Annotated in this window: 30 protein-coding genes and 1 riboswitch; of the genes, 14 read left to right on the top strand and 16 right to left on the bottom strand. The window is 71.7% G+C overall.

The window, feature by feature from the left end; translation table 11 throughout:
• Positions 1-134: 134 nt before the first annotated feature.
• The 6 genes from K7G59_RS29395 to K7G59_RS29370 form a co-directional block, all read right to left on the bottom strand.
• Positions 135-1,148, bottom strand: a complete 1,014-nt coding sequence (locus K7G59_RS29395) for a hemolysin family protein (protein ID WP_225839510.1) — start codon at positions 1,146-1,148, stop codon at positions 135-137.
• On the bottom strand, positions 1,145-2,500 hold the full coding sequence (locus K7G59_RS29390; RefSeq protein WP_225839509.1) for a hemolysin family protein: 1,356 nt from the start codon (positions 2,498-2,500) through the stop codon (positions 1,145-1,147). Before K7G59_RS29390 ends, K7G59_RS29395 begins: the two co-directional genes overlap by 4 nt.
• A gap of 151 nt (positions 2,501-2,651) precedes the next feature.
• Positions 2,652-3,077: a GNAT family N-acetyltransferase gene (locus K7G59_RS29385; protein WP_225839506.1), complete on the bottom strand. Its 426-nt coding sequence runs from the start codon at positions 3,075-3,077 to the stop codon at positions 2,652-2,654.
• Between the two features lie 9 nt (positions 3,078-3,086).
• A complete protein-coding gene (locus tag K7G59_RS29380) occupies positions 3,087-3,968 on the bottom strand; it encodes an LLM class F420-dependent oxidoreductase (RefSeq protein WP_225839527.1) in 882 nt (293 codons plus the stop codon).
• Between the two features lie 203 nt (positions 3,969-4,171).
• Positions 4,172-6,739, bottom strand: coding sequence for an ABC transporter permease (locus K7G59_RS29375; RefSeq protein WP_225839504.1), 2,568 nt, complete (start codon positions 6,737-6,739; stop codon positions 4,172-4,174).
• 4 nt (positions 6,740-6,743) lie between these two features.
• Complete coding sequence (locus tag K7G59_RS29370) at positions 6,744-7,553, bottom strand: ABC transporter ATP-binding protein (RefSeq protein WP_225839503.1); 810 nt, start codon at positions 7,551-7,553, stop codon at positions 6,744-6,746.
• A 135-nt stretch (positions 7,554-7,688) separates the two neighbouring features.
• On the opposite strand from K7G59_RS29370, the gene K7G59_RS29365 reads away from it, so the two are divergent.
• Together K7G59_RS29365 and K7G59_RS29360 are read left to right on the top strand one after the other, a co-directional pair.
• Positions 7,689-7,937 carry a toxin-antitoxin system HicB family antitoxin gene (locus tag K7G59_RS29365; protein ID WP_225839501.1) on the top strand — a complete coding sequence of 83 codons (249 nt, stop codon included), beginning with the start codon at positions 7,689-7,691 and terminating at the stop codon, positions 7,935-7,937.
• A gap of 4 nt (positions 7,938-7,941) precedes the next feature.
• On the top strand, positions 7,942-8,316 hold the full coding sequence (locus K7G59_RS29360; protein WP_225839500.1) for a fic family toxin-antitoxin system, toxin component: 375 nt from the start codon (positions 7,942-7,944) through the stop codon (positions 8,314-8,316).
• Here the strand turns inward: K7G59_RS29360 and K7G59_RS29355 are convergent, their stop codons facing one another.
• From K7G59_RS29355 to bioB, 4 genes are all read right to left on the bottom strand, one after another.
• Positions 8,317-8,997 carry a class I SAM-dependent methyltransferase gene (locus tag K7G59_RS29355; protein ID WP_225839498.1) on the bottom strand — a complete coding sequence of 227 codons (681 nt, stop codon included), beginning with the start codon at positions 8,995-8,997 and terminating at the stop codon, positions 8,317-8,319.
• A gap of 92 nt (positions 8,998-9,089) precedes the next feature.
• Positions 9,090-9,806, bottom strand: a complete 717-nt coding sequence (gene bioD, locus K7G59_RS29350) for a dethiobiotin synthase (protein WP_225839497.1) — start codon at positions 9,804-9,806, stop codon at positions 9,090-9,092.
• A 1-nt stretch (position 9,807) separates the two neighbouring features.
• Complete coding sequence (locus K7G59_RS29345) at positions 9,808-11,088, bottom strand: adenosylmethionine--8-amino-7-oxononanoate transaminase (protein ID WP_225839495.1); 1,281 nt, start codon at positions 11,086-11,088, stop codon at positions 9,808-9,810.
• Positions 11,081-12,289, bottom strand: a complete 1,209-nt coding sequence (bioB, locus tag K7G59_RS29340) for a biotin synthase BioB (RefSeq protein ID WP_225839494.1) — start codon at positions 12,287-12,289, stop codon at positions 11,081-11,083. The genes K7G59_RS29345 and bioB overlap by 8 nt, the downstream gene beginning before the upstream one ends.
• A gap of 148 nt (positions 12,290-12,437) precedes the next feature.
• Between bioB and K7G59_RS29335 the strand changes: the two genes are divergently transcribed.
• A complete protein-coding gene (locus K7G59_RS29335; protein ID WP_225839493.1) occupies positions 12,438-13,565 on the top strand; it encodes an 8-amino-7-oxononanoate synthase in 1,128 nt (375 codons plus the stop codon).
• 46 nt (positions 13,566-13,611) lie between these two features.
• Here the strand turns inward: K7G59_RS29335 and K7G59_RS29330 are convergent, their stop codons facing one another.
• Together K7G59_RS29330 and K7G59_RS29325 are read right to left on the bottom strand one after the other, a co-directional pair.
• Positions 13,612-13,833 (bottom strand): DUF397 domain-containing protein, encoded by a 222-nt coding sequence (locus K7G59_RS29330; protein ID WP_225839492.1) that lies wholly within the window; start codon positions 13,831-13,833, stop codon positions 13,612-13,614.
• 9 nt (positions 13,834-13,842) lie between these two features.
• The gene (locus K7G59_RS29325) at positions 13,843-14,709 is read right to left on the bottom strand and encodes a helix-turn-helix transcriptional regulator (protein WP_225839491.1); all 867 of its coding nucleotides are present in this window, start codon (positions 14,707-14,709) and stop codon (positions 13,843-13,845) included.
• Positions 14,710-14,921: 212 nt separating this feature from the next.
• On the opposite strand from K7G59_RS29325, the gene K7G59_RS29320 reads away from it, so the two are divergent.
• Positions 14,922-15,380, top strand: a complete 459-nt coding sequence (locus tag K7G59_RS29320; protein WP_225839490.1) for an ATP-binding protein — start codon at positions 14,922-14,924, stop codon at positions 15,378-15,380.
• 57 nt (positions 15,381-15,437) lie between these two features.
• Here the strand turns inward: K7G59_RS29320 and K7G59_RS29315 are convergent, their stop codons facing one another.
• The 3 genes from K7G59_RS29315 to K7G59_RS29305 all read right to left on the bottom strand — a co-directional run bounded on the left by K7G59_RS29315 (position 15,438) and on the right by K7G59_RS29305 (position 17,364).
• Positions 15,438-15,911 carry a C40 family peptidase gene (locus K7G59_RS29315; RefSeq protein ID WP_225839489.1) on the bottom strand — a complete coding sequence of 158 codons (474 nt, stop codon included), beginning with the start codon at positions 15,909-15,911 and terminating at the stop codon, positions 15,438-15,440.
• A 3-nt stretch (positions 15,912-15,914) separates the two neighbouring features.
• Positions 15,915-16,143, bottom strand: a riboswitch (cyclic di-AMP (ydaO/yuaA leader).
• Between the two features lie 288 nt (positions 16,144-16,431).
• On the bottom strand, positions 16,432-16,731 hold the full coding sequence (locus K7G59_RS29310) for a hypothetical protein (protein ID WP_225839488.1): 300 nt from the start codon (positions 16,729-16,731) through the stop codon (positions 16,432-16,434).
• Between the two features lie 6 nt (positions 16,732-16,737).
• Positions 16,738-17,364: an ATP-dependent Clp protease proteolytic subunit gene (locus tag K7G59_RS29305; protein WP_225839487.1), complete on the bottom strand. Its 627-nt coding sequence runs from the start codon at positions 17,362-17,364 to the stop codon at positions 16,738-16,740.
• Between the two features lie 122 nt (positions 17,365-17,486).
• On the opposite strand from K7G59_RS29305, the gene K7G59_RS29300 reads away from it, so the two are divergent.
• The 8 genes from K7G59_RS29300 to K7G59_RS29265 all read left to right on the top strand — a co-directional run bounded on the left by K7G59_RS29300 (position 17,487) and on the right by K7G59_RS29265 (position 24,220).
• Positions 17,487-17,774, top strand: coding sequence for a type II toxin-antitoxin system Phd/YefM family antitoxin (locus K7G59_RS29300; protein ID WP_225839486.1), 288 nt, complete (start codon positions 17,487-17,489; stop codon positions 17,772-17,774).
• 165 nt (positions 17,775-17,939) lie between these two features.
• Positions 17,940-18,242, top strand: coding sequence for an urease subunit gamma (locus tag K7G59_RS29295; RefSeq protein ID WP_225839485.1), 303 nt, complete (start codon positions 17,940-17,942; stop codon positions 18,240-18,242).
• A 10-nt stretch (positions 18,243-18,252) separates the two neighbouring features.
• Positions 18,253-18,564 (top strand): urease subunit beta, encoded by a 312-nt coding sequence (locus K7G59_RS29290; RefSeq protein WP_225839483.1) that lies wholly within the window; start codon positions 18,253-18,255, stop codon positions 18,562-18,564.
• Entirely contained in the window at positions 18,557-20,278 is a 1,722-nt protein-coding gene (locus K7G59_RS29285) for an urease subunit alpha (protein ID WP_225839481.1), read from the top strand. The genes K7G59_RS29290 and K7G59_RS29285 overlap by 8 nt, the downstream gene beginning before the upstream one ends.
• A gap of 10 nt (positions 20,279-20,288) precedes the next feature.
• The gene (locus K7G59_RS29280) at positions 20,289-20,963 is read left to right on the top strand and encodes an urease accessory protein UreF (RefSeq protein ID WP_225839479.1); all 675 of its coding nucleotides are present in this window, start codon (positions 20,289-20,291) and stop codon (positions 20,961-20,963) included.
• An 85-nt stretch (positions 20,964-21,048) separates the two neighbouring features.
• A complete protein-coding gene (gene ureG, locus K7G59_RS29275) occupies positions 21,049-21,726 on the top strand; it encodes an urease accessory protein UreG (protein ID WP_225839478.1) in 678 nt (225 codons plus the stop codon).
• Complete coding sequence (locus tag K7G59_RS29270; protein WP_225839477.1) at positions 21,714-22,514, top strand: urease accessory protein UreD; 801 nt, start codon at positions 21,714-21,716, stop codon at positions 22,512-22,514. Before ureG ends, K7G59_RS29270 begins: the two co-directional genes overlap by 13 nt.
• 110 nt (positions 22,515-22,624) lie before the next feature.
• Positions 22,625-24,220 carry an alpha/beta hydrolase gene (locus tag K7G59_RS29265; RefSeq protein WP_225839476.1) on the top strand — a complete coding sequence of 532 codons (1,596 nt, stop codon included), beginning with the start codon at positions 22,625-22,627 and terminating at the stop codon, positions 24,218-24,220.
• Here K7G59_RS29265 and K7G59_RS29260 read toward each other — a convergent pair.
• On the bottom strand, positions 24,132-24,956 hold the full coding sequence (locus K7G59_RS29260; protein WP_225839475.1) for a 1-acyl-sn-glycerol-3-phosphate acyltransferase: 825 nt from the start codon (positions 24,954-24,956) through the stop codon (positions 24,132-24,134). The genes K7G59_RS29265 and K7G59_RS29260 overlap by 89 nt on opposite strands.
• A 206-nt stretch (positions 24,957-25,162) precedes the next feature.
• Between K7G59_RS29260 and K7G59_RS35445 the strand changes: the two genes are divergently transcribed.
• Both K7G59_RS35445 and K7G59_RS29250 read left to right on the top strand, forming a co-directional pair.
• Positions 25,163-25,498 carry a helix-turn-helix domain-containing protein gene (locus K7G59_RS35445; RefSeq protein ID WP_225839474.1) on the top strand — a complete coding sequence of 112 codons (336 nt, stop codon included), beginning with the start codon at positions 25,163-25,165 and terminating at the stop codon, positions 25,496-25,498.
• Complete coding sequence (locus K7G59_RS29250) at positions 25,450-25,788, top strand: hypothetical protein (RefSeq protein ID WP_225839533.1); 339 nt, start codon at positions 25,450-25,452, stop codon at positions 25,786-25,788. Before K7G59_RS35445 ends, K7G59_RS29250 begins: the two co-directional genes overlap by 49 nt.
• Positions 25,789-25,796: the final 8 nt, after the last annotated feature.

The following is a 25,796-nucleotide window of genomic DNA, read 5'->3' as shown; positions in this document are numbered from 1 at the left end:
CCGGGAGTCTCGGCCTGCGGGGCGGGCGGACGTGACCGTCGGACGCGGTGACCACGCCCGTCGGACCCACGGGCCGGGTCACCTGCCCGACGGAGCAGGGCGGCTCGGGCCGGGGCGGGCGTTCCGGGCCCGGCTCAGGCGGGCTGGCCGAACAGCTCGCGCAGGACGTCCTCCATCGTGACCAGGCCGGCCAGGCGTCCGTCGTCCCCGAGTACGGCCGCCAGATGGGTACGGCTGCTGCGCATCGCGGTGAGCACGTCGTCCAGCAGGGTCGCCTCCCGTACGCGCGCGATGGGGCGCATGTCGCGCAGCCGGAAGGGCACGTTGCGGGGGGAGGCGTCCAGCGCGTCCTTCACATGGAGGTAGCCCACGATCCGGCGGCCCTCGTCGACCACCGGGAACCGGGAGAAGCCCGACGCCGCCGACAGCCGCTCCAACTGCTCCGGGGTGACGCCCACGCGTGCGTACACCACCCGTTGCAGCGGGACCAGCACGTCCCGTACGGGTCTGCTGCCCAGTTCCAGGGCGTCGTGGAGCCGCTCCTGCGCCCGGTTGTCGATCAGGCCCGCCTCACTGGCGTCCTTGACGATCTCGGCGAGCTGGGCGTCCGTGAAGGTCGCCGCGACCTCGCCCCGGGCCTCCACCCGGAGCAGCTTCAGCAGTCCGTTCGCGAAGGCGTTGACCGTGAAGATCACCGGGCGCAGCGCACGGGCGAGGGCCACCAGGGGAGGGCCCAGCAGCAGCGCGCTGCGCACCGGTTCGGCCAGCGCGATGTTCTTGGGCACCATCTCGCCCAGCAGCATGTGCAGATACGTCGCCAGGGCCAGCGCGATCACGAACGACACCGCGTGGCCCGCGCTCTCGGACACGCCGAGCGTGTGGAACACCGGTTCCAACAGGTGGGCGATCGCCGGCTCGGCGACCACGCCCAGGACCAGCGTGCACAGGGTGATGCCGAGCTGGGCGGCGGCCAGCAGCGCGGAGACGTGCTCCAGGCCCCACAGCACGCTCCTCGCGCGCCGTTCGCCCGTCTCGGCGTGCGGCTCGATCTGCGAGCGGCGCACCGAGATGAGCGCGAACTCGGCGCCCACGAAGAAGGCGTTGAAAACGAGCGTCGCAAGACCGATCAGCAGTTGTACGGCGGTCATCGCGCCCCCTTCGTCCACTCGTCGCCCCGTTCGCCGCCCAGGGCGTCGTCCAGCGGTGCGTGCAGCAGCACCCGGGCCGCCCGGTGCCCCGAGGCCTCCACCACGTCCAGCCGCCAGCCGGCGACCTCCAGCGTGTCCCCCGCCTGGGGTATCCGGCCCAGCTCGGTGGCGACGAAGCCGGCCAGCGTCTCGTACGGTCCCTCCGGCACGCGCAGTCCCACCCGGCCGAGCTGGTCGGTGCGGGCGGCGCCGTCCGCCGAGTACAGGGCGCGGCCCTCTCCGTCGGCGCCGGCGGGGGCGAGGTCGGGCGTCTCGTGCGGGTCGTGCTCGTCGCGCACCTCGCCGACGACCTCCTCGACGATGTCCTCCAGGGTGGCGACACCCGCCGTGCCGCCGTACTCGTCGATGACCACGGCCATGGTGCGCCTGCCGGAGAGCCGGTCCAGCAGCCGGTCGACCGTGAGGGACTCGGGCACCAGCAGGGGTTCGCGCATCACCTGGGCGACGGAGCGGCGGGGCCGGTCCTCGGCGTGCAGGGCCAGGACGTCCTTGATGTGGGCGATGCCGACGACCGAGTCCAGGCTGCCGCGGTAGACCGGGAACCGGGACAGGCCGGTGGCGCGCGTCGCGTTGGCCACGTCCTCGCAGGTCGCCAAGGTGTCGAGGGCGATGACCTGGACGCGCGGTGTCATGACGTTCTCCGCGGTCAGGTCGGCCAGGTTCAGCGTCCGTACGAACAGCTCGGCGGTGTCCGGCTCCAGGGCGCCCTCCCGGGCGGAGTGCCGGGCGAGGGCCGCCAGCTCCTGCGGTCCGCGCGCGGAGGCCAGTTCCTCGGCGGGCTCGATGCCGAGCACTCGCACGACACGGTTGGCGGAGTTGTTGAGGTGCGTGATGAAGGGCCGGAAGGCGGCGCTGAACCAGCGCTGGGCATTGCCGACCCGCTTCGCCATGGCCAGCGGCGAGGAGATCGCCCAGTTCTTGGGCACCAGCTCGCCGACGACCATCAGGAAAACCGTCGACAGGGCCGTGCCCAGCACCAGCGCCACCGAACCCGCCGTGGCCTCCGACAGGCCCAGCGTGCGGAACGGTCCGGCGAGCAGCTTGGCGATGGACGGCTCGGCGAGCATGCCGACCACCAGGTTGGTCACGGTGATGCCGAGCTGGGCGCCGGAGAGCTGGAAGGTCAGGTTCCGTACGGCCTTCAGGGCGCCCGCGGCACCGCGCTCGCCACGCCTTGCGGCCCGCTCCAGCTCGCCGCGCTCGACCGTGGTCAGCGAGAACTCCGCAGCCACGAAGGCGCCGCAGGCGAGCGACAGCAGGACCGCCACCAGAAGAAGCAGCACTTCGGTCATCGGGTCACCCCCGTCCCATGATCGGGCACGGCGGAGCGGATCGCGCGGTGTCGCGGACCGGAGGATCGTCCATGGGGCAACGCTCACGACCTTCCATCGAGGGACGAGAACTACCTCAATGGTAAAGGGTGAGCAAAATCATTTCGGGGTGTCAGTCGGCGAGCGGCTTCACCCAGCGCCTCCAGTGGTCCTCCGGGCCGTACCCGGCCGCACGCCACGCGCGGTGCGCTCTCTCGTTGCGGACCAGCACCATGGCGTCCGCGCGCCGCCCGCCCAGCCCTGCGAACCGCTCCTCGGCGGCGGCGAGCAGCGCCGAGCCGATGCCCTGCCGACGCCGCTGCGGATGGACCGCGAGCCGGTACAGATGGCACCGCCAGCCGTCGAAGCCCGCGATCACCGTGCCGACCAGCTTCCCGTTCTCCTCGGCCAGGATCAGCGCCTCGGGGTCGCGGGCGACCAGCCGTTCCACCCCCTCGCGGTCGTCGCTGATACTCGTGCCCTCGGCGGCCGTCTTCCAGAAGACCAGCACGGTGTCCAGGTCGGCGGGCCCGGCGGGGCGCATGTGCAGTTCGATCATGGGATCGGTCTACCGCCCGCGCAGCCGTTCCATGACCGGTGCGAAGGCCTCCATGGACGGCTCCAGGACCGTCAGGTACGAGAACCCGAACCGCTCGCGCAGCGCCAGCACCCGCTCGACGAGGTCGTCGAGGGGCCCGGCGAGCACGATGGGCAGGGCAAGTGCCTGGTCCAGGGTCAGCTGTGGCTGGCGCTCCAGCATCGGCTTGAGCAGGGGCTCGGGATCGTCCGTGACGGCCACGAGCTGGAGCAGCAGGTTCAGCTCGGCGGGTTCCGGCCGGTCCGCCGCCTGCTCCCGGTACAGGGCCACCCGCCCGTCCAGCTCGTCCGCGGTGAGGGGTTCCAGCGTCCCGGGGGTGCTCCCCGGCCGGGCTCCGGGGAAGGCGGCGATGTCCGCGTGCTCGGCGGTCAGGCGCAGCATCCGGTCGCCGTTGGCGCCGATCAGCAGCGGCACCCGGGACTGGACGGGGCGCGGCTCGTGGTCGCCGGAGTCCAGCAGCCGGTGCAGTTCCCCGACCGTGCGCCGGAGATGGTCGACCCGCTCGCGCGGCGAGCCGTACGGCAGCCCGGCGGCCTCGTGCTCGGCCGGTACGTACCCGGTGCCGAGGCCGAGTTCCAGCCGGCCGCCGGTCAGCGCGTCCGTGGTGGCCACCTCACGGGCCAGCAGCGCGGGGTTCCAGAAGCCCGCGTTGAGCACGAACGTGCCGAGCCGGGGCCGCTCCGTGGCCCCGGCCGCGGCGACCAGCGCCGGGAACGGCGCGGGCATGCCGAGGTGGTCGGGGACCAGGATCACGTCGTACCCCAGTTCCTCGGCACGCCGGCACTTGTCACGCCACTCGGCGGCGGGAGCGGACGTGAGCAGGTTGACGCCGAAGCGGAACGGACGCGGCATGAAATCCCCCTGTGCGGACGGTGACTTGCTCATGGATCACGATTCCATCACCCGTGTCCGGACGGCCGCCACCGTGTTTGCCCGTCGGACACTCCCGGCACCGCTTCCCGGCGGCAGTGGGGTCACTCCCGGCGCCGCATCCCGGGGCCCCATGCATCCTGGATCCCCTTCTCCCGGACCACCGGCGCCGCCCCTCACCCACCTCACTCGTGTGCGATCGCCGCCAGCACGTTCATCCGCGAGGCCCGCAGCGCCGGCAGCAGGGCCGCCACGATGCCGACCACCGCCGACCCGATCACCACCGCGACGATCGTGCCCCAGGGGATCGCGAGCGCCGTCAGGCCGCGCAGCGCCAGCACCTGCTGCATGCACACGCCCCACACCAGGCCGAGCCCCAGCCCCAGGACCGCGCCGAACACCGCGATGACGACCGACTCCAGCCGGATCATCCGGCGCAACTGCCGCCGGCCGAGCCCGATCGCGCGCAGCAGACCGATCTCCCGGGTGCGCTCCACCACCGACAGGGCGAGGGTGTTGACCACACCGAGCACGGCGATGATGATCGCGAGGCCGAGCAGCGCGTACACGAGGAAGAGCAGCACGGCGATCTGGTCGTGCACCAGGTCCTTGTAGTCGGCCTGGTTGCGCACCTGTACCTGCGGGAACGGCGTGAGTCCGTGTTCCAGGCGGGTGCGCAGGTCCTGCGCCTTCGTACCGGGGGACGCGTTGACGTAGAGCACGGAGTCCTGCCCGCCGGGCACGTACTTCTCGACCGTGGCGAGCCCGAAGAAGATGCCGCCCTGAGTGCCGAAGCCGCCGCCGGTTCCCTGGTCGGTGAGCGCTCCGACCGTCAGCTGGGCCTGGCGTCCGCTCGGGAACAGCACCGGGAGCACGCTGCCGACCCGGACGTGGTGGTCCCTCGCGAAGTCGACGTCCATCGCGAGGTGCCCGTCCGCCAGCGCCGCCGCCGAGCCGCCCTGCGCGTAGGTGAGGTGGACGACGTCGTCGAGCCGCGGGCCGTACCCGGCGGCGGCCGTCTTCACGCGCCTGCCGTCCGGAAGCTGCACGGCGACCGGGGTGAACCGTTGCCGCACGACGAGCCCGACGCCGCGCGTGGCCGCCACCTTGTCCGTGATCTCCTTGGTGAACGGCGCGAAGTTGGTGTTCTGGACGATGAAGTCGGCACCTAGCGTCTTGTCGATCTGCCGGTCGAACGAAGCCGACAGGGAGGCACTCGCCACCGACATGCCGCCGACCAGGGCGAGGCCCACCATCAGGGCGGCGGCCGTGGCGCCGGTACGACGCGGGTTGCGCAGGGCGTTGCGCTGGCTCATCCGGCCCACCGAGCCGAACAGCGCGGGGAAGCCCGCGCCCAGGACGCGTATCACCGGCCGTACCAGCAGGGGCCCGGCGACCACGGTCGCGATCAGCGTCAAGGCCACACCGAGAGCCAGCAGGGAGGCCGCCGAGGCGGTCTTCGTGGCAGCCGCGCACCCGGCCAGCGCCGCCGCACCGGCCAGCCCGACCACCGATCCGGCGATCGCCCGTACCTTCAGCGGCTTGCCCACCCCGGCGATCTCCGCGTCCGCGAGCGCCGCCATCGGTGAGACGGCCGCCGCGCGCCGCGCGGGCAGATACGCGGCGACGAAGGTGACGCCGATGCCGACCGCGTACGCCGCGACGGGCGTTCCCCAGCCGATGACCATCTCCGTGGCCTTCAGGTTCATGCCGAAGGTGCTCATGAGCCGGATCAGCCCGAACGCCAGCCCTATCCCGGCCGCGAGGCCCAGCGTCGAGCCGACGAGCCCGAGCAGCAGGGCCTCGGTCAGCACCGAGCGCCGCACCTGCCGCCGGTCCGCGCCCAGCGCCCGCAGCAGGCCCAGTTCACGGGTGCGCTGGGCGATGAGCATGGAGAAGGTGTTGACGATCAGGAAGACGCCGACCAGCACCGCGACACCGGCGAAGCCCAGCATCACGTACTTGATCACGTCCAGGAAGCCGCCGAGGCTGGCCGCGGCCGACTTGGCCTGTTCGTCGGCGGTTTTCAGGTCGTAGGTGCCGGTGCCGATCTCCGCGCCGATCCGGCGCTTGAGTTCGGGGTCGGTGACGCCCTTGGCCGCGTCGACCGAGATGCTGGTCGCCCGGGCGGCGGAGCCGAGCAGTTCCCGCCCCGCCACCGCGGGGTCGAAGTACACCAGCGCCGCCCCCGGATTGGTCGTGGTGAACGTGGCGATGCCGACGACCCTGACCCGGACCGTGCCGGGCTGCGCCTGCACGGTCAGCGTGTCGCCGATGTGCACGTGCTTCTTGTCCGCGGTGTCCGCGTCCAGCAGCGCCTCCCGGGCGCCGTGCGGGGCATGGCCGGAGGTCAGCTTCACCGGGCTGCGGCGGGTGACGTGCCAGGCGCTGGCGATGGTCGGGGCACCGGTGGTCGGGCCGACGTTCTTGTTGCGGCTGTCGACCACCACGACGTTCTGGACCGACACGTCCGCGTATGCCGCCGCGACCCCGTCGACCCGGGCCACCCGGTCCCTCAGCGCGGCGGGCACGGTCTGCACCGCGCCGCTCGTGATGCGGGACTTCAGCTCCTCCTTCGGCTGCACCGTCACATCGGCGGCGGTGGAGGCGAACAACCGGTCGAAGGTGCGGGTGACGGTGTCCGAGAAGATCAGACTGCCCGCGACGAACGCCACGGAAAGGATCACCGCCAGCGCGGACAGCGCCAGCCGCCCCTTGTGCGCGAGAAAACTCCTCAAGGTCGCCTTCAGCACCTGCTCAGCCCTCCTGGGCGGTCACGTCGTCGCCGAGCCGCTCACGCACGACGTCGAACCGTTTCATTCGTTCCAGTACGGCGTCGGCCGTCGGCCGTGCCATCTCGTCCACGATCCGCCCGTCGGCGAGGAAGAGGACGAGGTCGGAGTGGGCGGCGGCGCCCGGGTCATGGGTGACCATGACGACGGTCTGCCCCAGGTCGTCCACCGCGCTGCGCAGGAAACCCAGCACCTCCAGACCGGCCCGCGAGTCCAGGTTGCCGGTCGGCTCGTCGGCGAAGATCAACTCCGGGCGGGAGGCCAGGGCCCGGGCGCAGGCGACCCGCTGCTGCTGGCCGCCCGAGAGCTGCGCCGGGCGGTGGGTCAGGCGCCCGCGCAGGCCCAGTCTGTCGATGACCTGGTCCAGCCACCCGGCGTCGGGCTTCTTGCCCGCGATGTCCATCGGCAGGGTGATGTTCTCCGCGGCGTTCAGCGTAGGGATGAGGTTGAACGACTGGAACATGAAGCCGATGCGGTCCCGCCGCAGCCGGGTCAGCTCCCGCTCCTTCAGCTTCGTGATCTCGGTCTCGCCCAGCCACACCTCACCGGCCGAGACCGTGTCGAGGCCGGCGAGGCAGTGCATCAACGTGGACTTGCCGGAACCCGAGGGGCCCATCACCGCGGTGAAGCGCCCGCGCGCGATGTCCACGTCCACCGCGTCCAGGGCGAGCACCGCGGTCTCGCCCGAGCCGTACGCCTTGGTCAGCCCACGTGCGCGGGCCGCGATCCCGCCCGGGACGGGGTCCGGGGAATGCTCCGCAGCTGTGGTGGACAAGACTGCCTCCCGGTCACCTCGACGTCCTGACTCCTTGGTCCGAGCCGAACCCATTGTGACCGGTCGCACAACCGGAATCCCGCCAGGGGCGTTACGTCCTTGCCGCCGCTAGTGCTTCGGCGCTAGCTTCGTGGCATGGCGAAGACCCAGCTGAACGTGCGCGTGGACGAGGACACCGCCCGCGCGGCCCGCGAGCGCGCCCTGGCCCGCGGCATGAGCGTCAACCGCTACATCGAAGAGCTGGTCAGACAGGACGCGGGAGAGACCGGCCGCACCTTCGTGGAGGCCGCCGCCGACTTCATGAAGCAGTACGAGTCCGTGTTCTGCGAAGAGTTCACCCAGGCGCGTGGCACCGGCACCGCCCCCGGCGACGGCTGCCGCTGATCCCTTGAACGATCTCAGCATCGACCTCGCCTGGCTGCTCATGCTCGCCGAACAGAACACGCCCGGGGATCCACAGGTCACCGACTGGGGTGCGCTGGTCGCCGCGGTCGCCCGCCACCGGGCCGACATATTCGGTGTGCCTGTCTACGACTCGCCGCACGCCCGTGCCGCCGCCCTGCTCCAGCTGCTCATCCACGTACCGGCGCTGGAGCGCTCCAACGCGCTGTTCGCCTCCGCGGTCGCCTACGGCTACCTCGTCGCCAGCGGCCTGAAGGTCGCCACCACTCCCGAGCGGGTCCGCGACCTCGCGCGGCTGGTCAAGGACGGAGAGGCGAGCGTGGACGACATCGCGCGGGAGCTGCGCAGCTGGAGCCGGTGATCAGGGCCCCGGCCGGCGGGCCGTGCCCAGCGCGCAGAAGGACATCGGCAGCTTCGGGCCGTTCTCCGGCAGTGTCATCCGCCGGTACGGCCCCGGTTCGAACCCGGCCTCGCGCAGCGCGGCGACCGGATCGCGGGCCAGATGGCAGCCGCCGCTCAGCACCGGCCACACCGTCCGGTCCAGGGCCTCCTGGGTCAGCGTCATCAACCGCCCGCCGCCCCGCCCGTGCTCGAAGAACCGCACCTCCGCGCCGGGCCTGAGCACCCGCCGTACCTCCGCCAGCGCCCGCGGCACGTTCCGCACACTGCACAGCACCAGTGACAGCACGGCCGCGTCGAAGGCCTCGCTCTTGACCGGCAGTGCCTCCGCCGCGCCCGGCACGACGTCGACCGGCACCTCGGCGCGTACGGCGGCCTCCAACGCCAACTTCCTCAAGTGCGGTTCGGGTTCGATCGCGACGACTTCCGCGACGGTGCCCGGGTAGTGCGCGAAGTTCAGCCCGTTGCCCGCGCCGATCTCGATGACCCGCCCGGACAGCCCGGCGAGCAGCTGCTCGCGCACCCCGGCCAGCCCGAGCCGGCCCTCGGCGCTCACGCTGAACCGGGCGTAGCAGCGTGCGAACAAGGGGTGGTGGACGGGGCTCCGCCCCTGCTTGCCGGAGCCGGTGGACAGCAGCCGCATGGGCAACCTCCCGGAGAGGACGGTCTGGGAAGAGTGTCCTCCCGGCCGCCCCTCCGGTCGAGCCCTGCCGCGCGCGGAGCGGGCCTGTGGCGTTACGGCGCCTGGCGCACCCGGAACGCCTCCGCGTCCCAGGTGCCGTCCAGCCGGGGCGCCAGCCAACCGGGAGCCGCCGTACGGAACTCGGCGGGCGGCAGGTCGCCGGCGCCGGCCGGGAGCGCGCCGAGCAGCGGGGCACCGGCGACCTCCGCCAGGTCGGCCACGTTGCAGCGGCTCGCCAGGTCGGGGGACTTCGGCCAGCTCCCGATCACCACGCCCGCCAGCTCGACACGGCGTGAGCGCAGTTCGCGAGCCGTCAGCTCGGTCGTGTTCAGCGTGCCCAGCCCGGCTGCGGCCACCACCAGCACCGGGGCGCGCAGCAACTCGGCCGCGTCCGCCAGGGTGCCGCCCGCCGCGTCGAACCGTACGAGGAGCCCGCCCGCGCCCTCGACCAGCACCAGGTCGTGCTCGGTGGCCAGCTTGGCCGCGGCCTCGGCCACCTCGTGCGGGTGCACCGGTGCCAGCCCCGCCCGCCGGGCCGCCGTACCCGGCGCCAACGGCTCGGGGTAGCGGGCCAGTTCGGTGGCCATGACCGGGCCCGCGAGCCGCGCGACCTCGGCGGCGTCCCCCCGCTCGTCCGGGCCCACGCCCGTCTGCGCGGCCTTCAGCACGGCCACCGACCGGCCGGCCGCGAGTGCCGCCGCGGCGACGGCGGCGGTCGTGACCGTCTTACCGATCTCGGTGCCTGTCCCCGAGATGAACAGAACCGGCATCTCAACCCTCCCGCGCCGCGGCGCACACCGCGCGCGCGATCCGTGCCACGTCCTCGTCGGAGGTGACGTAAGGCGGCATCGTGTAGACCATGTCGCGGAACGGACGCAGCCAGACGCCCTCCCGCACGGCGGCCCGGGTGGCGGCGGCCATGTCCACCTCGTGGTCGAGCTGGACGACCCCGATGGCACCCAGGACGCGTACGTTCTTCACTCCGGGCAGCTCGGCGGCGGGCGCGAGTCCCTGACGCAGGCCCGCCTCGATCCGCCGTACCTGTGAGCGCCAGTCCTGGCCGAGCAGCAGCTCGATCGAGGCGCAGGCGACGGCCGCCGCCAGCGGGTTGCCCATGAACGTCGGGCCGTGCGCGAGCACCGGCACCTCGCCCTGCGAGATGCCGTCGGCCACCCGGGCGGTGCACAGCGTCGCCGCCATCGTCAGGTATCCGCCGGTCAGCGCCTTGCCCACGCACATCACGTCCGGCGTGACACCTGCGTGCTCCGCCGCGAACAGGGCGCCGGTGCGTCCGAAGCCGGTGGCGATCTCGTCGAACACCAGCAGCACACCGTGCGCGTCGCACGCCTCGCGCAGCACCTTCAGGTAGGCGGGTGAGTGGAAGCGCATCCCGCCCGCGCCCTGCACCACCGGTTCCACGATCACCGCGGCCAGTTCGTGGGCGTGGTCGGCGATCAGCGACCGCAGATGGCCGGCGTACGCCTCCTGGTACTCCGCCGGCGGCGGGTCAGCGAACACCTGGCGCTGGAGCACCCCGGCCCACAGCTCGTGCATCCCGCCCCTGGGGTCGCACACCGACATCGGCTGCCAGGTGTCGCCGTGGTAGCCGCCCCGCCAGGTCAGCAGCCGCTGCTTCTCCGGGCGGCCGAGCGAGCGCCAGTACTGCAGGCACATCTTCACCGCGACCTCCACCGACACGGAGCCGGAGTCGGCCAGGAAGACATGCTCCAGACCGTCAGGCGACATGTCGACAAGGAGCTTCGCGAGCCGCACGGCGGGCTCGTGTGTGAGCCCGCCGAACATGACATGGCTCATCCGGTCCAGCTGCCGCCGCACGGCCTCGTTGAGGACCGGGTGGTTGTAGCCGTGGATCGCCGACCACCACGACGACATGCCGTCGACGAGTTCACCCGAGCCGTCGGCGAGCCTGAGCCGGACCCCGCTCGCCGATTCCACGACGAGCGGCTCGGCACGTCCGGGCATCGGGCCGTACGGATGCCACACGTGCCGCCGGTCCAGCTCCAGCAGCTCGGGCACGCCCAGCTCAGGCATTGGGCGCGAGGTCCGTTCCGGCGCCCCGGCGGCGGACGGCGACGAGGTCGGTGCGCGGCTCGTTCGCCGCCGGCACGGACGCCGTACCGGACACGTCCTGGCCCTCGTGCGAGCCGCACACGGACCCGCATCCGGCGCTCTCGTGCGAGCCGCATCCGGCCTCGGCGTGCGAGCCGCACCCGCCGCGCCGGACGTCCGCCCGGTGCTCCGGCAGCGTGACCTCGCCGGCGCCCTCCACCTCGAAACCGGCGTCCGCGATCATCTCCAGGTCGGCCTTGCCGGCCTGGCCCTCGCTCGTCAGGTAGTCGCCGAGGAAGATGGAGTTGGCCAGGTTCAGCGCGAGGGGCTGCATCGTGCGCAGGTGGACCTCACGGCCGCCCGCGATGCGCACCTCCACGTCGGGGCAGACGAAGCGGACCATCGCCAGGATGCGCAGGCAGCGCTGCGGGGTGAGGTTCCACTCCTTGGCCAGCGGGGTGCCCTCGAACGGGATCAGGAAGTTCACCGGCACCGAGTCCGGGTCCAGCTCGCGCAGCGAGAAGACCACGTCCACCAGGTCCTCGTCGCTCTCGCCCATGCCCGCGATCAGACCGGAGCAGGCGGACAGGCCGGCCGCGTGCGCCTTCTGGACGGTGTCCACCCGATCGGCGTACGTGTGGGTCGTGGTGATGTCCCCGTACGTGGCCTCGGAGGTGTTGAGGTTGTGGTTGTAGGCGTCGGCGCCGGCCTCGCGCAGCCGCTCGGCCTGACCGTCGGAGAGCAGGCCGAGGCAGGCGCACACCTCGACGCTCTCGTTCTGGTCCTTGATCGCCTTGATCGTCGCGGAGACCCGGTCCACGTCCCGGTCCGTCGGGCCGCGTCCGCTCGCCACCAGGCACACGCGCTTGGCACCGCCGGCCAGACCCGCGGCGGCGGCCTTCGAGGCCTCGTCGGGCTTGAGCCAGGTGTACTTCAGGATCCCGGCCTCGGAGCCGAGGCGCTGGGAGCAGTAGGAGCAGTCCTCGGGGCACAGGCCGGACTTGAGGTTGACCAGGTAGTTGAGTTTCACGCGCCGGCCGAACCAGTGCCGGCGCACCTTGCCGGCCGCGGCCACCACATCGAGCAGGTCGTCGTCGGAGGTGGCCAGTACGGCGAGTGCTTCCTCGCGGGTCGGCAGTTCGCGCCGAAGCCCCTTGTCCACCAGCGTGTTCAGCAGGTCCATGAGGTCCGATCCTGTCTTACGGGAGCGCCCCGGGCCAATGTGAGTTTGCACAACGAAGGCGGATCGGCGTGTGGGTATTGCCACACCCTGGGCGGCCGGGCGTCCCGGTTAGGGTCTGTTCAATACCTACAAAGGCCCCGGAGGACTCATGGCGTTCGGCTGGATCGACGAGCAGGCCGAGGCGCGCCGCCGCGCCGGACTCGTACGTACGCTGCGCCCGCGCCCGGCCGACTCGCCGCTGCTGGACCTGGCGAGCAACGACTACCTGGGCCTCGCCCACCACCCCGAGGTCACCGAGGGCGCCGCCGAGGCCGCCCGGGTGTGGGGCGGCGGCTCCACCGGCTCCCGGCTCGTCACCGGCACCACCGAACTCCACACCCGGCTGGAGCGCGAACTGGCGGAGTTCTGCGGCTTCGAAGCGGCTTTGGTCTTTTCGTCCGGTTACGCCGCCAATCTGGCCGCGGTGACCGCGCTGGGCCCGCACGGCTCGCTGATCGTCTCCGACGCGGGCAACCACGCCTCGCTGATCGACGGCTGCCGGCTCGCCCGGGGCGGCACGCAGGTGGTGGGGCACGCGGACCCGGAGGCCGTGAGCAAGGCACTGAGCACGCACCAGGGACCGGCGATCGCCGTCTCCGACACCGTGTTCTCCGTCGACGGCGACGCGGCCCCGCTGGCCGAACTGGCCGAGGCGTGCCGGGAGCACGGCGCCGGGCTGGTCGTGGACGACGCCCACGGACTCGGCGTACTGGGGGACGGCGGCCAGGGAGCCCCGTACGCGGCCGGGCTCGCGGGCGCCGACGACGTGGTCGTCACGGCCACCCTGTCCAAGTCGCTGGGCAGCCAGGGCGGGGTGGTGCTGGGCCCGGCCCGGGTGATCGACCACCTGGTCAACGCGGCCCGGACGTTCATTTTTGACACCGGCCTGGCCCCCGCCGCCGCAGGCGCGGCGCTGGCGGCGCTGCGCCTGCTGCGCCGTGAGCCGCAGCGGGCGGCACGGGCCCGTGAGGTGGCCGCGGAACTGTACGGACGGCTGACCGCCGCGGGTCTGGAGGCGGTACGTCCGGACGCCGCGGTGGTCTCGGTGCGGGCCCCGTCCCCGGAGAGCGCCGTGCGCTGGGCGGCCGACTGCCGCCTGGCAGGTCTCGCCGTGGGCTGCTTCCGTCCTCCTTCCGTGCCCGACGGCATCTCGCGGCTGCGGCTGACCGCCCGCGCGGACCTCTCCGGGTCCGAGATCGAACGCGCTGTACGGGTCATCGGCGAAACGCGACCATGAGTCGGCGTGACACGGCCGGGCTTCGCGCGCGGGTGTGCGGATCCGGTCAGCGGAGCGCGGCCACGAAGACCGCCCAGCTTGCGGGGGAGAAGAGCAGCGCGGGTCCGGCCGGGTTCTTGGAGTCGCGGACGGCGAGCAGTGCGGCCCGGCGACAGTCCTGCGGCCGGGCCGTCTCCACGCAGTTGTTCGCTCCCGTGCTGTAGCTGCTGCGCATCCATTGCACATGCAGATCGGTACTGATCGGGACGTTCCGAGGCAGTTCCGACATGGTGCCTCCTTATGCGCCGTCACCTATCGCGGCGATGTAATCCAACGATTCCTCGGGTGAAAGGGCGTTGATCCGAAGGGAGTTGAAGGCCTCCGAATAAGCCACGAGGTCTTCTTTCCGCTCCAGATAGAGGCTACTCGTCAACTGGTCGAGAACAACCACGTCCAGATCAGATGTGCTCGGAAATGAGAAGATTACGAAAGGCCCGGTGAGGCCGACATGTGCTCCGGCCCCGAACGGCAGCACCTGGACCCGTACCTGGGGAAGGCGCGCCGCTTGCAACAGCCGCTCCAGTTGCCGGGCCATCACCTCCGGGCCGCCGACCTCGCGCCTGAGCACCGCCTCGTCCAGTACGGCCTCCAGGCGCAGCGGCGGATCCGAGTGCAGCACGTCCTGCCTGGCCAGACGCACTTCCACGAGCGCGTCCAGGGCCTTGTCGTCCAGGCTCTTCACGGCCGCCCGGGTCACCGCACGGGCGTACTCGGGCGTCTGGAGGAGGCCGGGGACCACCGTGGTCTCCAGGGTGCGCATGGTTCTCGCCTGCGACTCCAGGCTGATGAAATCGCGGTAGGCGGGCGGCAGCACCCCGCGGTAGGCGTGCCACCAGCGGTCGCGGGCGCCGCCCGTGTTGTCCTCGGCTCCTGCCAACAACAGCAGTAACTCGCGTAGTTGGGCGTCATGCACCGCGTACGCGTCGAGGAGTAACCGCACATCGGCCGGTTTCACGCCGCTGGCGCCGGTCTCGATACGGCTCACCTTCGACTGGTGCCAGCCCACCAGTCGGGCGGCCTCACCGCTCGTGAGCCCAGCCTCGGTGCGCAACGTGCGCAGTTCGGCGCCCAGTTTTCGGCGGCGCACCGCGGGACCGTTCTGCATGGGCTCCTCCTTACTCCTTCCGAGCCGCCCAAATACGGTCTGCCGTCGCAGAGTTCACCGCTTTGAGCGACAGATATATGCATATCTTGGTGGATCGCTCCCCTGACCGGCCTGGTAATGGCAGTCTGGCAAGGAAGCACCAGTCCGGGACCGTACTCGAACCATCCGCTCCATGTCGGACTCCGGTCCCGCGGGAAAGGGGCGACGTCGCCATGGCAGACCATCTGGAAGCATCCGTCATTCTGCCGAGCGATCCGGCCTCGGTCCGTGCGGCCCGCTCCTACGTCGTGGACACCCTCGTCGAGTGGGGTCTGCCGTCGGACAGCGACGTGGCGCACACCGTGCGGCTCATCGTCTCAGAACTCGCCACGAACGCCGTACAGCACACCTTCGGCCAGTCGCCCACCTTCACGGTCGACCTCGCGCTGGACCGTGACGAACGGCTGCGCATCGGCGTCACGGACAGTCATCCGCGCCTTCCGAAGAGACTGCCCGCCGCGGTCCAGCAGGACAACGGCCGCGGCCTGGTCATCATCCGCTGGCTCACCGCCGAGTGCGGCGGGAAACTCCGCGTCCGCCCCACCCGTGCGGGCGGCAAGACAGTCTCGATCGAACTCCCGTGGGCCGTCCCGGCCGAGCCGGCCACGGCGGCCGGACAGCAGGAGCCGTAGCTTCGGCGGGAGGGCGGCCGGCGCCTGCCGGTGCCCGCCCACCGAGGCGGGGGTGGGTCACCTGACGCGGCCGTACCAGACGCTCCGGGACCAGATCCTCTCGAGCTTCACCACGTCACCCGTCTTGGGGGCGTGCCAGATCTTCCCGTGGCCGGCGTAGATGCCGACGTGGTAGATGCTCGAACCCATGTGGAAGAACACCAGGTCGCCCGCCCTGCGGTGGCGGGCCGAGACGTGGCGCGTCTTGTTGTACTGCTGGGCGGCCGTGCGCGGCAGGCGCTTGCCCGCCTTCTTGAACGAGTAGAGCGTCAGCCCGGAGCAGTCGAACCTGCGCGGCCCGGTGCCGCCCCACTGGTACGGGGCGCCCTTCTTGGAGGCCGCGATCCGCAGTGCCTTGGTCGCCATGGTCGCGGCCGAGGCGTCGGCGGACAGCCCCGGGACCGTGATCGTGCTGCCCACGGCGGCGAGGGTGAGGACCGAGGCCGTGCCGGCCCGGGCCATCAGCGACGGGACACGATTGAACGCAGACATGCGCCACCCTTCGTCAGCCGCCTGTGAAGGATGACCTGTCGGATTCGGGCTGGCGAAGTTGCCCGGCCGCGTTGCCGCGGCTTCACCCCAAGGGCTCCCGGACCTCCGTCCGTCCGTGTCCACGGACGAACATCTGTCCCGGCAACCCGCCTTGCCTGGGTCCTCCACTCCTGCCGATCCACTCCTGTCGACCGGTCGTCCGGGCGGCGGCAGGATTCGGCGTCCGCCCGGACCGCCCCGCCGCTGTGGCGGGGGCTTGTCGTCGGACAGGGATCTTCACCCACGGATGTCCGAAAATCCCAGTGCATCCAGGGCTTTGTGGCGTTACTCACCACTCACCCGTTCGGGTCGGCAGTAATGCGTTCGAGTCGTCGTCAGTTTCCTTGCACATCCCCCGACCTGGGGCGGAGCACCTTCGTGGGGTCGTCGAAGGGACATCGCGCGCAAGTCGGCAGAGCACGGCCGGGACCGCAAAAAGACACGCGAATACGCCGGCCGTGGGTCCGTCGTTCGGGCCGTTTCAACCAGGCGGCAGCGCGACCCGTGCGGTGCGCCGTTCGCCGTCGAGCACCCGCAACGCCCGCGTCAGGGTCTCCCCGTGCAACTCCGTCTCACCACGCTGGTGCATCAGGGCCAGGGCGTCGCGCAGTTCGGCCGCCTTGCGCACCAGGGCCTGGGCCGCCCGCAGGCCGCGGTAGGTGTCACCGCGGTGCGCGGGGTTGATCCGGCCCAGAAGGTCGACCGTCTCCAGATAACGGTCGATCAGTTCGCCCTCCGCGCGTGTCAGCGCGGGCAGTGGCGGCAGCTCCGGTGGCAGCATCGGCCCTCACCCCTCCTTCGGCGTGTCCCCGCGGCTCGGCACGACAGCGTCCACCAGCCCGTACTCCAGCGCCGCCGGGGCGTCCAGGACCAGGTCGCGCTCCAGATCCCGGTCGACCTGTTCCGCCGTGCGGCCGGTGTGCCGCACGAGCATCTCCGCCATCCGGGCGCGGACCCGCTCCAACTCCGCGGCCTGCACGGCGAGGTCGCTCGGCATCCCCCTCACCGGCTCTTCGAAGGCCGGCTGCTCGAGCACCATGCGCGCTCCCGGCAGCGCGAACCGCCTGCCCGGGGATCCGGCCGCGAGCAGGACCGCGGCGGTCCCGGCGGCCTGCCCGAGGCAGTAGGTCGCCACCTCGCAACTGACGTACCGCAGCGTGTCGTAGATCGCGGCCATCGCGGCGAACGAGCCGCCCGGCGAGTTGATGTACAGCGCGATCTCCCGCTCCGGGGCCACGTGTTCCAGGTACATGAACTGAGCCGTCACGTCGTTGGCCGTCGTGTCGTCGAGTCGTGTACCGAGGAAGACGATCCGGTCCTCGAAGAGCCGGGCGTACGGGTCGAGCGTGCGGTGGCCCGTCCCTGTGCGCTCGCTGAACTCGGGCAGGACATGACGTGCCGACGGTCGGGTCATGGGCGTACCTCTTCCTCGCGTTCCTCGCGTTCCTCGCGTTCCTCGCGGCAGGGCTTGGCGGCCCGCCGTCCGGCTGGTATCCGTAAAAAATGTACAGGATGTACGTCACGTACGATGGGGGTATGGCCTACGAGATTCCGGTGACGCAAGCCAGGGCTGAACTCGCCGACCTGATCAACCGGGTGGTCTACGGCGGCGAGCGCGTCGTCGTGACCCGGCACGGCAAGCCCCTGGTCGCGCTGGTCTCCGCCGCCGACCTGGAGCGGCTCGACGCCCTCGGCGACCCGGCCGAGGAGCAGGTGATCAGTTCCGTGTCCGCGGTGCGCGAGGCGGCGTCCGCTCAGCGGACAGGGCGGCAGCGGTTCGGTATCGCGGCCGAACACCGGGGGCCGGGAACGACATCTGGTTAACGTCGCCGAAACTCGGGCGAACTAACCTGCCGCTCCACGCCACCAGGGGTCTTCCGCCTGTGTCGCGCACGGCGGGTCGTCCGCCTGTGTGGGGCACTTCCCCCGTCGCGGTGGCTGCGGCAGCCGGACCCCGCACGGTCCGGAGCGAGGACTGTGAGGTGGGACGTGCATCTGACCCCGCACGAGCAAGAGAGGCTGCTGATCCATGTGGCGGCCGACGTGGCCGAGAAGCGCAGGGCCCGCGGGCTCAGGCTGAACCACCCGGAGGCGGTCGCCCTCATCACGTCGCACATCCTCGAGGGCGCGCGTGACGGTCGTACGGTCGCCGAGCTGATGTCCTCCGGCCGCAAGCTGCTCGCCAGGCACGACGTCATGGACGGGGTCCCCGAGATGATCCACGACGTCCAGGTCGAGGCCACCTTCCCGGACGGCACCAAGCTCGTCACGGTCCACGAGCCGATCGTCTGAGGGGGCAGCGATGATTCCCGGAGAGATCCTCTTCGCGGACGACCCGATCGTGTACAACGAGGGCCGTGCGGTCACGCGCCTCACCGTCCTCAACGCCGCCGACCGCCCGGTGCAGGTCGGCTCCCACTACCACTTCGCCGAGGCCAACCCCGGCCTGGAGTTCGACCGCGCCGCGGCCCGCGGCAAGCGGCTGAACATTGCTGCCGGCACCGCCGTGCGCTTCGAGCCCGGGATCCCCGTGGACGTCGAACTCGTGCCCGTCGCCGGCGCCCGGATCGTGCCGGGGCTGCGCGCGGAGACCGGGGGAGCCCTCGATGCCTGAGATCTCCCGCGGCGCCTATGCCGACCTGTTCGGGCCCACCACGGGCGACCGCATCCGGCTCGCCGACACCGACCTGCTGATCGAGATCGAGGAGGACCGCTGCGGCGGTCCCGGGCGGGCCGGGGACGAGGCGGTCTTCGGCGGCGGCAAGGTCATCCGCGAGTCCATGGGCCAGTCCCGGGCCACCCGGGCCGAGGGCACCCCCGACACCGTGATCACCGGCGTCGTCATCGTCGACCACTGGGGCGTCGTCAAGGCCGACGTCGGCATCCGCGACGGCCGGATCACCGGAATCGGCAAGGCAGGCAACCCCGACACCATGGACGGCGTACACGCCGACCTGGTCATCGGTCCGGAGACCGAGGTCATCGCGGGCAACGGGCGGATCCTCACCGCCGGTGCCATCGACGCGCACGTGCACTTCATCTGCCCGCAGATCGCCGACGAGGCGCTCGCCTCCGGCGTGACCACGCTGGTCGGCGGCGGCACCGGACCCGCCGAGGGCTCCAAGGCGACCACCGTGACGCCAGGCCCCTGGCACCTCGCGCGGATGTTCGAGGCGATGGAGGCCTACCCGGTCAACGTCGGTTTCCTGGGCAAGGGCAACACCGTCTCGCACGAGGCGCTGCTCTCCCAGATCCGCGGCGGCGCGGCGGGTCTGAAGCTGCACGAGGACTGGGGCTCCACCCCGGCCGTCATCGACGCCGCGCTCACCGTCGCCGACCGCACCGGCGTCCAGGTCGCCATCCACACCGACACGCTGAACGAGGCCGGGTTCGTCGGTGACACGCTCGCCGCCATCGCCGGCCGGGGCATCCACGCCTACCACACCGAGGGTGCGGGCGGCGGGCACGCGCCGGACATCATGAGCGTGGTCCGCGAGCCGCACGTGCTGCCCAGCTCCACCAACCCGACCCGGCCGTTCACCGTCAACACCGTCGAGGAGCACCTCGACATGCTGATGGTGTGCCACCACCTCAACCCGGCGGTCCCCGAGGACCTCGCGTTCGCCGAGTCCCGGATCCGGCCGTCCACCATCGGCGCGGAGGACATCCTCCACGACCTCGGGGCCATCTCGATCATCTCCTCCGACTCCCAGGCCATGGGGCGGGTGGGCGAGGTCGTGCTGCGCACCTGGCAGACGGCCCATGTGATGAAGGGCCGACGGGGCGCGCTGCCGGGCGACGGGCGCGCCGACAACCACCGCGTACGCCGCTATGTCGCCAAGTACACGATCAACCCGGCGCTCGCCCAGGGCCTCGCCGCCGAGATCGGCTCCGTCGAGACCGGCAAGCTCGCCGACCTGGTGCTGTGGGAGCCCGCGTTCTTCGGGGTCAAGCCGCTGCTCGTGATCAAGGGCGGGCAGATCGCGTACGCGCAGATGGGCGACGCCAACGCCTCCATCCCCACACCGCAGCCGATCCTGCCCCGCCCGATGTACGGGGCGATCGGCCGGGCCCCGGCCGCCAACTCCGTCAACTTCGTGGCGCCCCTCGCGATCGAGGCCGGGCTGCCGGACCGGCTCCGGCTCGGCAAACGGTTCGTGCCGGTCGAGTCGACGCGTCGGGTCACCAAGGCCGACATGCGCGAGAACGACGCCCGGCCCGATGTGCGGATCGACCCCGACAGCTTCGCCGTGCACATCGACGGGGAACTGGTCGAGGCGACACCGGCGGCCGAACTGCCCATGACCCAGCGTTACTTCCTCTTCTGACGGCGTGGCGATGTCACGAGCAGCCCTTCTCGTCCTGGCCGACGGCCGCTTCCCCGCCGGGGGGCACGCGCACTCCGGCGGGGCCGAGGCCGCCGTCAAGGCGGGCCGGATCACCTCCGCCGCGAGCCTGGAGGACTTCTGCCGCGGGCGGTTGCACACCGCCGGGCTGGTCGCGGGGGCGCTCGCGGCTGCCGCCGTCCTCGGGGTCGACCCCAGGGAGCTGGACGCCGCCGCCGACGCCCGTACGCCGTCCCCGGCGCTGCGGGGCGCCGCGCGCAAGCTCGGCCGGCAGCTGCTGCGGGCCGCTCGGGCGGCCTGGCCGTCCCCCGAACTCGACGCTCTGGGGGCGGAGTTCCCCAAGGGTGCCCATCAGCCGGTGGTGCTGGGCCTCGTCGCGCGGTCGGCCGGACTCCGGCCGGAGGACGCCGCGCACTGCGCGGCCTACGAGAGCGTGAGCGGGCCGGCGACGGCGACGGTGCGGTTGCTGAGCCTCGACCCGTTCGACGCGACCGGTGTACTGGCCCGGCTGGCACCGGAGGCGGACCGTGTGGTGGAGCTGGCGGTGCAGGCGGCACGCAGGGCGCTCGACGAGGGCGCCGACGTACTGCCCGCGGCGTCCGGTCCGCTGCTGGAGGTCGGGGCGCAGTGGCACGCGGCCTGGCCCGTGCGGTTGTTCGCGTCCTAGGGGCGCCTGCGCCGCCCCGTCCCCCTTCCCGTCATCCGGGGGCTTTCGCCCCTCGCTACCGGGCCTCGTCCATCAGGAGCCGTACATGCACCTCGACCACACCCACCCCGGCCCCTTCGCCGTCAGTGCGGACGCGCATCGCCCCGACGGCTCTCGCCGCGCCCTGCGGATCGGGCTCGGCGGCCCGGTGGGGTCCGGGAAGACCGCCACCGTCGCCGCGCTGTGCCGGGCGCTGCGCGACGAGCTGTCGGTGGCCGTCGTCACCAACGACATCTACACCCGCGAGGACGCCGAGTTCCTGCTGCGGGAGGCCGTGCTGCCGCCCGAGCGGATCACGGCCGTGGAGACCGGGGCCTGCCCGCACACCGCGATCCGCGACGACATCTCCGCCAACCTGGAAGCGGTCGAGGACCTCGAGGACGCCGTCGGGCCGCTGGACCTGATCCTCGTGGAGTCGGGCGGGGACAACCTCACCGCGACCTTCTCCAAGGGTCTCGTGGACGCGCAGATCTTCGTCATCGACGTGGCCGGCGGCGACGACATCCCGCGCAAGGGCGGGCCCGGCGTCACCACCGCCGACCTGCTCGTGGTCAACAAGACCGACCTCGCGCCGTACGTCGGCTCCGACCTCGACCGGATGGCCGCCGACGCCGGCAGGCAGCGGGCCGAACTCCCCGTCGTCTTCCAGTCCTTGCGCGGCGAGAACGGCGTCGCGGAGGTGGCGGCCTGGGTGCGGGAGCGGCTCGCCGCGTGGACGTCGTGACCACGGTCGGCGGAGTACGGGCGCACGCGCGTGTCGTCGCCCGTGCCGACGGCCGCGGCGGTACGGCCCTGCCCGTACTGGAGGGCGAGGGCCCGCTGGCGCTGCGCCGCACCCGGGCGAGCGGCGGCGAGGCGCGCGTCATGGTCGTCGGTGCGATGAGCGGCCCGCTCGGCGGCGACCGCTTCGTCGTCCAGGCGCGGGTGGAGGAGGGCGCCCGGCTGCACATGGGGTCGGCCGCCGCCACCCTCGCGCTGCCGGGTCAGGCGGGGGGCGAAGCGCGCTACGACGTCCGGCTCCACGTGGCCGACGGCGCCGGACTGCACTGGCTGCCCGAGCAGCTGATCGCGGCCGGCGGCAGCGACCTGTGCGTCACCACCCGGGCCGAACTCGGCGCGGGCGCACGGCTCGTGCTGCGCGAGGAGCAGGTGCTCGGGCGGTTCGGTGAGGAGCCCGGACGGCTCACCAGCCGGCTCACGGTGCGGGTCGCGGGCCGCACCGTACTGGACCAGGAGCTGTCCTGCGGGCCCGGGGCACCGGGTGGCTGGGACGGCCCCGCGGTGCTCGCCGGACACCGGTCGGTCGGACAACTGGTCGTCGTACGACCCGAGTTCGCAAAGCGGCCGGTGGCCCCGCGGATGCTGGGGGAGGGCGCCGCGCTGGTGCCGCTCGCCGGGCCCGCCGCACTTGTCAGCGCCCTGGCCCCCGATGCGCTCAGGCTGCGGCGGCTGCTGGACGAGGCGCTGAACCTGCTGACGCAGGAGGCGACTGTTCCGCTCAGCGAGACGTGAACAACCGTTTATCGGATTGGTAAAGAAGGTCTGCTCCCCCTGTTCCCGGGCGGTCCGCAACAGCGAGGATCCCCGCCTGACCACTCGAAGAAACAGGGGAAGGGCCACACTTGAGGGACAACAGGCCCAAGGGCCGTCTGCTGGCGCTCGGTTCCGCCGGAGCGCTCGTCACCGCGACTCTGATAGCCGGCGCGGTGTCCGCGCCCGCGGCCAGCGCCGACAGCCGCCCGGCGCGCGACCGTGAGGCCGTGGGCGCCGAGATCGCCGCCGCCAGGGCCGCGAAGGCCGGCATCGACTGGCAGGACTGCCCCGCGGACTGGGGGCTGGAGACGCAGATCAAGTGCGGCTGGGTCACCGTGCCGCTCGACTACGCGCATCCGTACGGCAAGCAGATCAAGCTCGCCGTCGACCACATCCTCAGCACGGGGACGGAGCAGGAGCACCAGGGCGCCCTCGTCTACAACCCGGGCGGTCCCGGCGGCTCCGGCCTGCGCTTCCCGCGCCGGGTCGTCAACTCCGCCCCGGTCTGGGTGAACATCGCCAAGGCCTACGACTTCGTGGGCTTCGACCCGCGCGGCGTCGGCCACTCCGCGCCCATCTCCTGCGTCGACCCGCAGGAGTTCGTCAAGGCGCCCAAGGCCGACCCGGTGCCGGACACCGAGGCCGACAAGACCGCCCAGCGTAAGCTCGCCCGCGAGTACGCCGAGGGCTGCGCCGAGCGCAGTGGCGAGATGCTGCCGCACATGACCACGCCGAACACGGCCCGCGACCTGGACGTCATCCGCGCCGCGCTGGGCGAGCAGAAGCTCAACTACCTCGGCGTCTCCTACGGCACCTACCTCGGCGCCGTCTACGGCACCCTCTTCCCGGGCCACCTGCGCCGCATGGTCGTGGACAGCGTCGTCGACCCGTCCCGGAAGAACATCTGGTACCAGGCCAACCTGGGGCAGGACATCGCCTTCGAGGGCCGCTGGAAGGACTGGGAGGACTGGGTCGCCGCGAACGACGCCGCCTTCCACCTCGGCACCACGCGTGACGCGGTCCAGGCCAAGTGGCTCGACCTGCGCGCCACCGCGAAGAAGAACCCCATCGGCGGGGTCGTCGGCCCGGCCGAGCTGATCTCCTTCTTCCAGAGCGCCCCGTACTACGACTCCGCGTGGGTGCCGGTGGCGACGGTCTTCAGCAAGTACGTCGCCGGGAACACCCAGGCGCTCGTCGACGCCGCCGCCCCCAACATGGCGGACACGGCCGGCAACATCAGCGCGGAGAACGGCAACGCCGTCTACACCGCCGTCGAGTGTGCCGACGCCAAGTGGCCCACCGACTGGCGCAAGTGGGACCGTGACAACACCCGGCTCAACCAGGACTACCCGTTCATGACCTGGGCCAACGCCTGGATGAACCTTCCTTGTGCCACCTGGCCGACCAAGCAGCTGACCCCGACGGACGTCCGGACCCACCGGGGCCTGCCGCCGGTGCTGATCGTGCAGTCCACACGGGACGCGGCGACCCCGTACCAGGGCGCCGTCGAACTGCACCACCGGTTCCAGGGCTCCCGCCTGATCACCGAGAGGGACGCGGGCTCCCACGGGGTGACCGGCCTGGTCAACCCGTGCATCAACACCCGGGTGGACGCCTACCTGATCGACGGGAAGCTGGACACCTCCGACGTGACCTGCGCGCCGCACGCGACGCCCAAGCCGTAACCGCTGCCATGCGGTGACGAGGGGCGGCCGGATCCTCCGGCCGCCCCTCGCCGTGCTGCTCGGCCTCTTCCGCCTTGACGACGGCCGCGTACTCGTCGACGTACTCCTGCCCCGACAGTGACAGGATCGCGTACATGATCTCGTCGGTGACGGCCCGCAGGACGGCCCTTTCGTGCTCCAGGCCCGCGAAGCGGGAGAAGTCGAGCGGCTCGCCGAAGCGGATGGTGACGGGGAGGGCGTGCGGGATGATCCTTCCGGGCGGCTGTGCCTCGAACGTGCCGATCATGGCGCAGGGCACCACCGGAACCCCGGCCTTCAGCGCCATCACGGCCACACCGACCTTGCCCTTGTACAACCGGCCGTCGTGGGAGCGCGTGCCCTCCGGGTAGATGCCCAGCAACTCGCCCCTGCCCAGCACGCCCAGCCCCTCGCGGATCGCCGCCTGGCCCGCATCCTTGCCGGAGCGGTCCACCGGGATCTGCCCGGCGCTGCGGAAGAAGAACGCGGTGAGCCGCCCCTTGACGCCCGGACCGGTGAAGTACTCCATCTTGGCGAGGAAGGTGATGCGGCGCTTGAGGATCGCCGGCATCAGGAAGTGGTCGGAGAACGACAGATGGTTGCCCGCGACGATCGCCGCTCCCGACTGCGGTACGTTCTCCAGCCCTTCGATCCGCGGCCGGAAGACCAGCCGGAGCAGGGGACCCAGCAGCACGTACTTGAGCAGGTAGTAGAACAAGGCTCGCTCCTCACGTCACCACCCCGCTGGGCTGGTGTTTCCCCAGGTCGGCGCAGGGAACACGGATCTGGGCTCCGGTGTGCCCGTGGTCATCTCTAGCCATGTTCAGCGGGGCTCATGCTGCCCCTTCGCTGAATCCTGCGGGCCCTCGCCGACCGGAAGACCGACTCCGGTGATGATCGCGGTCTGCTCCGCGCATCGTGGTCATGGCCCCACCTCGACAGGGACGGCAGCGATCAGTGCGAACTGCCGGCCCTCTACGGTCTCGAATCGTGTTCGGGAAGAGTCCGACAGCTTCTGCGCCGCGTCGCGCTCCTGCGGTACAGCGCCGTGGGAGGGAGCGAAGAGGTGCCATCCTCGATGCCGCCGAGGCATTGCTCCGTGAGCAGGGGTACGAAGCTGCCACGCTCAAGGCGATCGGCGAACGAGCGGGCATCCCGACCGCTCCGTCTACCACTACTTCTCCGACCGGCATGAGGTCGACGCCGAACTCATGCGGCACCATGCGGGCGAGAGGGACGTGCTCATCGGCGCTGCGCTGAACAAGCCCGGACTCTGCACGCTGCGTGACGCCGTCGACGCCGTCATCGACCCGCAGCCCGGCTACATCCGTCGGCACCCGAGCTGCGTCGAACGGTGGTTCGCAAGGGGCCACGGGGCACTCGACGAGACCGTCCGCACCTTCGAGGAGTCGCAGGCGGGCCGGTTCTGGCACTTCCTCGCTTGGGCGGCCGGCAACAAGCTCTTCGAGGTTGCACGCCGAAGGGGCGCGACTGACGAGGCGCCGGGGCAGTGGGTTCTGACCAGGGCACAGGGTCGTCAACGTGCATAGGGTGTCAG

The organism is Streptomyces sp. NK08204 (genome assembly GCF_020400585.1).
Classification (GTDB): Bacteria; Actinomycetota; Actinomycetes; order Streptomycetales; family Streptomycetaceae; genus Streptomyces.
The sequence above is the reverse complement of the archived record's forward strand: the minus strand, read 5'-3'. Positions and strand labels throughout refer to the sequence as shown.